9 protein-coding genes are annotated in these 7,999 nt (G+C 54.6%); 2 read left to right on the plus strand and 7 right to left on the minus strand.

The features are described from left to right. From HF257_RS33065 to HF257_RS33085, 5 genes are all read right to left on the minus strand, one after another. A partial coding sequence (locus HF257_RS33065) for a DNA-methyltransferase (RefSeq protein WP_185712153.1) occupies nt 1-496 on the minus strand: 496 nt, incomplete at its 3' end. 238 nt (nt 497-734) lie between these two features. Then, nucleotides 735-1,145, minus strand: coding sequence for an entry exclusion protein 1 (locus HF257_RS33070; protein WP_233098630.1), 411 nt, complete (start codon nt 1,143-1,145; stop codon nt 735-737). Nucleotides 1,146-1,344: 199 nt separating this feature from the next. Next, complete coding sequence (locus HF257_RS33075) at nt 1,345-1,908, minus strand: helix-turn-helix domain-containing protein (RefSeq protein ID WP_139053267.1); 564 nt, start codon at nt 1,906-1,908, stop codon at nt 1,345-1,347. A gap of 776 nt (nt 1,909-2,684) precedes the next feature. Beyond that, nucleotides 2,685-4,238, minus strand: a complete 1,554-nt coding sequence (locus tag HF257_RS33080; RefSeq protein WP_047299615.1) for a type IV secretion system DNA-binding domain-containing protein — start codon at nt 4,236-4,238, stop codon at nt 2,685-2,687. A 389-nt stretch (nt 4,239-4,627) separates the two neighbouring features. Then, the gene (locus HF257_RS33085; RefSeq protein ID WP_078481982.1) at nt 4,628-4,879 is read right to left on the minus strand and encodes a hypothetical protein; all 252 of its coding nucleotides are present in this window, start codon (nt 4,877-4,879) and stop codon (nt 4,628-4,630) included. A 148-nt stretch (nt 4,880-5,027) separates the two neighbouring features. Here HF257_RS33085 and mobQ point away from each other — a divergent pair, with 148 nt between their 5' ends. Together mobQ and HF257_RS33095 are read left to right on the plus strand one after the other, a co-directional pair. Next, nucleotides 5,028-6,398 carry a MobQ family relaxase gene (gene mobQ, locus HF257_RS33090; RefSeq protein ID WP_274521397.1) on the plus strand — a complete coding sequence of 457 codons (1,371 nt, stop codon included), beginning with the start codon at nt 5,028-5,030 and terminating at the stop codon, nt 6,396-6,398. Between the two features lie 196 nt (nt 6,399-6,594). Beyond that, nucleotides 6,595-6,897, plus strand: coding sequence for a hypothetical protein (locus HF257_RS33095; protein WP_047299609.1), 303 nt, complete (start codon nt 6,595-6,597; stop codon nt 6,895-6,897). A gap of 1 nt (nt 6,898) precedes the next feature. On the opposite strand, the gene HF257_RS33100 is transcribed toward HF257_RS33095, so the two are convergent. Both HF257_RS33100 and HF257_RS33105 read right to left on the minus strand, forming a co-directional pair. Then, nucleotides 6,899-7,510 (minus strand): BglII/BstYI family type II restriction endonuclease, encoded by a 612-nt coding sequence (locus HF257_RS33100; protein ID WP_047299607.1) that lies wholly within the window; start codon nt 7,508-7,510, stop codon nt 6,899-6,901. After that, nucleotides 7,511-7,999, minus strand: a 489-nt coding sequence (locus HF257_RS33105) for a DNA-methyltransferase (RefSeq protein ID WP_185712154.1), incomplete at its 5' end; no start/stop codon positions are given.

Below are 7,999 nucleotides of genomic sequence, written 5' to 3' on the forward strand. Positions count from 1 at the left end.
CTTTTTCACCTTTATAGTATTTTTTGTTCGGATATTTGGACGGCACCCTAATTGGATCAAGGTTGAATGTGTATTCATCTTCCTTAGTGAACCAAAGAATTGTCTCGTGTCTTCCTGACAATCGGTTCTTACAATGTAACCCGTGCTCAAAATGCCATATTATGCGGTTTCTTAGTTTTAGTCCGTGATCTTTGAATAGATGATAAAGAACTATGTCTAGCGGGAAAATTTCGCCCTTTTGGACATGATTACCGACCTGCCAGCATATTGAACCCTGCGGATGAAGCAAACGGACGCACTCAGAAATTACTTGCGTTTGGCCACGTATATAATCCTCAAGAGATGAGCGTTTTTCGTATGACTTTCCGATGTTGTACGGAGGAGACGTAACGATCAGCTTCATTGATTCGTTTTCTAAGCCCCGCATAAAAAGAAGATTGTCTTTATGTACAAGAACGGCGTCTTGGTTATCTGAATTCACTGTATTGGCTTTCATGGTCACCTCTGCGTATTACAAATATACGGCATTCTCTGCTAGAGATCCAGCACTTAGCCGAGCCGTGTGAGGTGTTCGTCGAATAACGGAACCGCTAGTCCTTGTGGATCAACCGCCAATGCTGCTTCGGCAGGTCAAGCAGCAATCCGGAGGTGCCTAAGTGTCCCTCGGTATCATCCTGGTGATCGACGCAGCTATCAGGTACTGCTCGTAATGCAACACCGTCTTTCGCCCAGTCTTACTGGCGGAAGGCCCATTTTTTCCACCACGGCAGCGGTAGCTGCGGTGAATCTGGCACGCCTTCGGGCGTGTCAGGTATGACAGATGGCACAGGATCAGGTTTGTGCTCGATCAAGCGCATCGCCTGGCGAAGTTCGGCGACTTCTTCCCGTAGAGCTTTCAATTCGGCCAAGATCAGGGCCGTGTCTTGTGTGCCAACACCAGTGCCAGCGTGTGCCGGTTTCTCAATCTCAGACTGTGCCACTGGGAGCAAAGTGCCATAGACGCGGATTAGCTCAGACGTCTCCAATCGACGGGCGTTATCACCCTCAGGCGCCCAAGATAGACGGCCTTTAGACATATCCCGGTAGAGCGTTCGACGGCTCTTTCCGGTCAACTGCTGTGCCTCTTGGATAGTGTGCCACGCCATGTGTCACCGCTCCTCGATTTGGTGTGCCACTTTACTCGTGCTTACCTAAACTGCGATAAAGGAGGCGCGCATAAGCTGCGTTATCTGATGCTGTACATCCTCGCATGCTTCAAAGAAAGCCAATGGCGCATCCTCTGTGCCATCGTCCAGGATGCTTTCCATGTCATGGACCAGCGCCCCGAGTTGACGGAGATGCTGTTTAACGTCGGCTAGATTCATTGTCAGTCTCCATATCTTGGATGTCAGAGCCCCTAACGCGGGGCACTTCATCCCTTGTGACTGGCAATAATTCAGCTTGGTCCGGGGGAGGCAAATCGCCGGTAGATATCGGATGTTCGCCGGCCTGAAGAACGGGAACATGGCGCAACTCGACATTATCCCAGTCCTCAACAGGCCTCCCCTGATCGCTTTCGCTGACCACTACCTCGGCGTAGAACGACGCGTATCGCTTGCCGCTATGGTCCCGCCAAACGACCTTGGAGTTGATGACATAGCCGTTAGCTGTCCCGATTTTCACGATTTGGAGCCAGCGCTCTGACTCAAGTAGGCGAATGGCGTTATGTATCGCCGTTCTGCCGTAGTTGAGGATCTGGCAGAGAGTGGACTGGCTGATAACAATCGCGTTGGTCTTATTCATCCGCTCCGTCAGCAGCATGAAGACTTGAAACGCGCTAGGGCTACGCCGAGACAATTCACGAATGTCTCGGATGTAACCACGGGTCAGCATGGCGAAATCAGCGGGGTCTTTTCTGATCTGTTTCAAGTGAACATATCCGTTCGGCCTGGTGAACATGATGTTCAGTATATATGAACGCCGCGTGCGCACAAGATGTTCACTCAGATGGTAAATGTTCACTCAGCTAGTGAACATATATGTTCACCCTAGAGTGAACATATCAAGCAGGTCAAAAAATGGCTGCAGGCCACGTATTTACTGGTGTTCAGACTTTTTCGTCCAGAAGTGCCCTCTTTTTCTTTTAGGAGCGGGGCTAAGTGGTGCCGCCTGCGGCGCCACCGCTTGCGGTCTTGCAGGCTGCGATGAACGCAGCCGCCGACCTCAGTCCGCGTTTAGCCTGTGATTTTGGTGTTGCTTCGAAAAACGTCAGAGACGATATGCTCTATCACGTCCAGGTCGTTCCAAATCGCTGGTCGGGTGCTTTTTCCGGCCAGGGATTTGGGACGGCCCGACAACGAGCGCAGCGAGGCGTCAGTCTGATAGTTATCCACGGAGCGAAGCGAGGTGGGTAACTGTCCCAGACGGCTCGTTGGTGCTCTTTGCCCCGTAACGGCGCAAAGCGCCGGGCGGCCATAGGCCGCCTGTAACTGATTTTTTTAACGGGAATTCGCGAGTTTGAGATCGTGCGAAGCAAGATCAAGCGCCGTTCCAGTCGCTGTGCGCCCGTCTTACACCGCACACAAACTCTAGGCCTTACACGGGCTGCTTCGCTCCTTCACGGCGCTGGCTTACGCCCTGCGCGCTTCGCTTGCGTGTTAGACAGTGAAAGGGCTGTCATCCACTTCCACAACGTCCTTTGGCTCTCAGTCGTCACCCAGATAGGTCGGGAGCCCTTCAGGGTATATCACTGGCCCATGCCGTGGTTTAGTCGCTTCCAACGACACCTGGCAGCGTCCAATCGGGTAGTCGCCCGCGAGATTGATATAGCCCTGCAGATCGGGGAGGTTTTGAAGCTCGGAGGGCATCACGGCCTGTTCCCGCTGGAGCGATTCGGTGGACGATGCGCTTTGCCCTTTCGAGGTGCTGGACAACTTCCAGCGTTCGCGCTCGCCCAATTCTCGGGCCAGCTTTTCCGCTGTCTCGCCATCTACGGAACGCAAAATGAGCTTGTTCGAAAAGCAGTTGAGTAGCGTCGAGGCACGTTCCCTGCCGTAAGTGGACACGAGCTGACTGTAGGACTGGAAGGCTACGACCACACGCACGTTGCGTTTGCGGAGTTTGGTGGTGGCGGCAATCAAGCTGGCTAACTCTCCGAGCGTGTCCAGCTCGTCAATGATGATCCACGTGTTTTGCCCGCCTTCGGCGCGTTCAAGCCCCGCCGATACCAAAATATCCATCCAGCAGGCGATTAGATCGCGGGAGACGCCTAATTCGGACTCCTTGAACGGCACCCACAGCCAACGTGGATCAGTGCTTTGCATATATTCGCGGAGGGAGAAGCCGCCGCCGCGCATGAACTGCCAGCATTGCAACACTGTGCCAAAAACCGAGCGAATATTGGTCAACAGGCGGTCACCACCGTCTTGAGTCAAAACGCTGGACGAGGTGCCCGCAAGCAATGGTTGCAGGGCTTCGGCGCTGTAGCCGGTGGCGATCCGCAACAATTCGGCGTTATCGACATGGGTATTCATGCCCAAGTTAGCGAGCAGCTTTTGCGCCATTTCGTGCCATGCGCGCTCGCTGCCTTGGCCGTCCGGTACGACCGAACGTGTAATGCGCATCCAGTCGTGCGATTCACGGATTTCGTTCACCAAGTTCCAGCCAAGCGAGCGTTTATCGAACGGCGACAGCACCAGGTCACCAGGTGCGCCGAATTCGGCCCCAAATTCGCCGCCGTTGTCGATAACAATGGCGCGATCACCACGCGCCCGAATGTCGGCCAGCAAGCCGCGCAGTGCGACCGACTTACCGGCCCCGGTGCTAGCCGTGATGGCGATGTGCAGGGCCTCATTGGCGGGTGGGATTGGCGTCTGTGCCAGCCTCACCCACCCGTCAAAAACGTTCTTGTCGTGGTATTTGGTCGGATCGCGGCGAAGGTCGTTTTCCGCCTTGCGCCATTCCGGAGTGACATTGCCGCGCTCATCGGTGCGGGTAATGCCCCGTGCCGTCAGTTCTAGTGCACACAGAAGGCTTGCCGAGGTGGAGAGTTCAACCCCCCTTACCACCTTGGGATCGCTGCGACCCTCTGGCAGATATTTTTCTATGAGGACTTTCACGAATCCCAGCCCGTACCAGACGGCGGCGCCCATCACCGCCAGCTTGACCCAACCAGTCAGCGGGGTTGAAAAGCCTAGTTGCTGCGTCCAAGCCCACCAGACGAGCCAGATCAGTGCGAGGTAGCGCCAATGCCATTTCATGGTTTGGCCTCCCGGCGATCTGAGCCTCTGCAAAGACCGCTCGCAGGGCCTCTAGATGTCCATATGGGCAGTTCTAACGGAAAGTTGGGGGCTGTGCTTCGGTTCTTCAGTATTTGCGCATAGGTGGCCGTAGCGGTGCTTACGGCAGCGTGGTCAGTTATGGTCAATCCACGCTGCACTTGGAGCAAGTGCCCCTGCCAATTACGCAAATAGGTTATATGCGCCTCGTTTGGCTTTGCCTTTTTGCGTTCATCAGCTAAATGCTGGGATGCCAGGGCCCTGACATTCCCTATGGTGCTAATGGCTGTTTCGTATTTGGCCAGTTCATCTCTTTCAAATGTCATACGGCAGCCTCTCCATAGCTTTATGTATGTAACGCCATTGCCACCTCATAGTGTTTTATCCAGGGCGGCGAGCTCGTCGATCAGCGGCGCGAGGCGCCGCTGATCGACGTCTCGCTTCACGGTGGCCTGAACCATGCTCAAGAGCCAATGGCGTATTTTTGCGTCCTTGCGCGCTTCGGCCAAAAGCATCCCGCCCAAAATGATTTTTTGCCCGTTTTCGAGCGCCCGGCTCTGATTACGAAGGCGAGCCAATTCGGCTTCCTTTTGTGCGATTTTTTGCTCTATCGTCAGCGCCATTTATCCCGCCTCCTCTCTTTCGGTCGTGCTACGATATCACGCAGCCAGAGAGCGAAGCGAACTGCAAAGTGCGCACTTACGGGTTGCTACGCAACCCAGTACGCCCTGCGGGGCTAAAGCAAAATCAAAAGCACAGGAATCAAGAGCCGTGGCAATTTTCCACTGCACCACCAAACCGATAGCGAGAAGCGCCGGACGTTCGTCCGTTGCTGCTGCTGCTTATCGGTCTGGTAGTGAGTTGGTCGATCAACGCACCGGCTTGATCCACGACTACACCCGCCGGGCGGGTGTCGAGTCGGCTGAAATCCTGATGCCGGACGGCGGAACCGCCGACCGTTCCGAGCTGTGGAACGCCGCTGAAGCCGCCGAAAAGCGTAAGGACTCGCGCACTGCCCGCGAATGGATCGTGGGTTTGCCCGCCGAGCTGGGGGAGGCTGGCCGCAAAGAGTTGGCCCGCGACTTCGCCCGCGAACTGGCCGAGCGTTATCGTGTGGCCGTGGACGTGGCGATTCATCGCCCAGACCAGGAAGGCGACCAGCGCAATCACCATGCCCACATTCTGATGACGACCCGGGAAGTCAGCCGGGGGGTTGATGGCATCGAGCTCGGCAATAAAACCGCCTTGGAGCTGGGCGACAAAGACCGCGCTAAGGCTGGAATTGAGGGGCGCAGCGCGCACGACATCGAGCAGTTGCGCGAGCGTTGGGCCGACCTAACCAATCGCGCCCTGGAGCGCGAAGGCCGTGCCGAGCGGATCGACCATCGCAGCCTTGCCGCTCAGGGCATCGACCGCGAAGCCACCACGCACCTTGGCGCAGTCGCTACGGACATGGAGCGCCGGGGCAAGGCGTCCGACCGGGGCGACGGCAACCGCCAAGTGATGGCGAACAACGTCGAGCGGGAGCGGGTCAGCGCGCAGATTATCGACCTCGCGGCCGAGCGGGAGCGCCGCCGTCCGGTCGAAAAGACCAAGACCGCCGCCGAGATTCGGCAGGACATCGAGCAGTACAAGCGCCGCCATGGCCGTCCGGCGTTCATGGATGCCGCTGACGTTGCAGCTCAGTCGTCGCCCGTGACCACGGCTTACGCCAAGGTGCGCGACCTGACGCAAGAGCGTAACGAGGCACAGGCCCGAAAATACCAAGCGATGGTGGAAATTGAAGAGTGGTCGGAGCGGCACCCCATGCGTGCCAAAATGGCGGCTATTGGACTGAACAAGCCGGATTACTTGGTTGAGCGCGAAAACGCCGTGAAGGCCGCGAACACGGCGCTGGAAGCACTGCCGGCGAAGATCGAGCAGGCCGACAAAGCCTATCTGCAGATCAGGCGCGAAGAGACGGCCAAGATCAAGGCGCAGTATCAGCCACAACGCGAGTGGGTGGCCAATGCTGAGCGCCTGGCCGCTGAGCGTGAACGGATCGAACGAGCTGAGCGCCTAGAAACTGCCAAGCGCGAGAACGATAAGCGTGACCCAGAACGGGAACGCTCACGAAGCCGCAATTTCCCCAGAGAACGCTAGTTCCGTTGATCAACCGCCAAGGCTGGCGTTCCTGTCGTTCGGTTTAACCAGGCCGTGCCGAGTGGGCGTGTAGTGGTCGTGGCCAGGCGCTTTTGAGCTTCACGCTACGGCTCATATCCGCGATAGTGGTGCTTTCGCTTTAGGAGTTACGGAGGGTCAGGCAAAATCGCAGCTCAGATACTGGAGCAGCGATCCAATGAAGCTACTGTTTACCTACGATGATCGTGACGATGCCGAAGAGGCTGCCGAGAAGCTGACCGGTGAAAAACGGCTGGCTAGTGAGCGGGATTCAACAGTCACAATCTATAACCTCTTTGGTATTCCCAGTTGGGGGAATTTTCACCGGCTGGGAATGTACAGACTAGGTGAACTTAAAGACCTGTTAGCTCGCCGCACCGCCTGGCAACAGATAGACCAGGCTAACCATGCAGAGATTATTGCCATGCTAGAAACGGTGGCAAAAAACTATGGTGTTGAGGTTCCAAGTCACTGGTACTGAATTAGGGCGCAATGCCTACCAGGATAATAGGCACTGCTGGAATACCACGGCCTTGCCTCATTAGATTGAACAAATCCCTTTCATAATAAGGAACGCCAGATGACATATCTCGTTCCATGGACTTCATTGGAACAATCTCTATACCAACATCGATGTTGCCGTTGATATAGAAAGACATGTGTTTGACGAAAAGGTCGTGGGCAACAAAAGAATATTTACCAAACTGCACTTCAACCGCAACCCGATCCTTAATGAAGTCGGTTTGATTATAGGTCATGATTGGTTCTTGATTGCCTTCCTCAATAGTTCTTTTCTGGTCATCAGGTTTCAGGTTTACAATCTGACGTAAAATCCTGGTGTCCTCAGATAACCAGTTAGTAACTCTCTCTTCTTTCCAATTGTTTTTTTCAAATAGCTGTTTAAACTCGGCATTCATATCTACAGGCGAATAAAGAGTTTTCCCTGCTTTTCTTGCTTCGGCAGATGCTTTTGTCCTGCACCGTTCAGCATCTACTCCCGCAATAATAGCTTCAACCTCTGCCCATATTTTAGGCTTATGGTACTGAAGGTATTCAAATCCATTTAAGTGGGAGTAGTACTGAACAATTCGCATCTAATGTCCGCCATTGGGCAACGTAGGGTCGTAGACCGGCTTATGCATCGGTCTAGTGTCGAGTGTTCCTGCCCTGAGGGCGTGAACTCGTTCCCATGCTACATCAACGTATTCGCGTATGACATCACATCCATAGGTGCGTCGGTCATGCTTGAGGGCTGCCACTGCGGTAGAACCCACGCCCATGTAGGGATCAAACACTGCATCGCCGGGATTCGTGAGCGAGAGAACCAGACGCTCGACCAGCTCAACAGGGAACTGGCAAGGGTGGATGGTCTTCTCGACGTGGTTATTTTTCACATTAGGAAGTATCCACATATCACCAGGATTTTTACCCAACGGGTTTCCTGATAACTGCCCTGCTTTTTCACCTTTATAGTATTTTTTGTTCGGATATTTGGACGGCACCCTAATTGGATCAAGGTTGAATGTGTATTCATCTTCCTTAGTGAACCAAAGAATTGTCTCGTGTCTTCCTGACAATCGGTT

The organism is Pseudomonas cremoris (genome assembly GCF_014230465.1).

Coding starts and splice junctions, on each gene's coding strand:
- HF257_RS33070 (WP_233098630.1), bottom strand. CDS start 1,145: ATGGCGTGGCACACTATCCAAGAGGCACAGCAGTTGACCGGAAAGAGC.
- HF257_RS33080 (WP_047299615.1), bottom strand. CDS start 4,238: ATGAAATGGCATTGGCGCTACCTCGCACTGATCTGGCTCGTCTGGTGG.
- HF257_RS33085 (WP_078481982.1), bottom strand. CDS start 4,879: ATGGCGCTGACGATAGAGCAAAAAATCGCACAAAAGGAAGCCGAATTG.
- HF257_RS33095 (WP_047299609.1), top strand. CDS start 6,595: ATGAAGCTACTGTTTACCTACGATGATCGTGACGATGCCGAAGAGGCT.
- HF257_RS33100 (WP_047299607.1), bottom strand. CDS start 7,510: ATGCGAATTGTTCAGTACTACTCCCACTTAAATGGATTTGAATACCTT.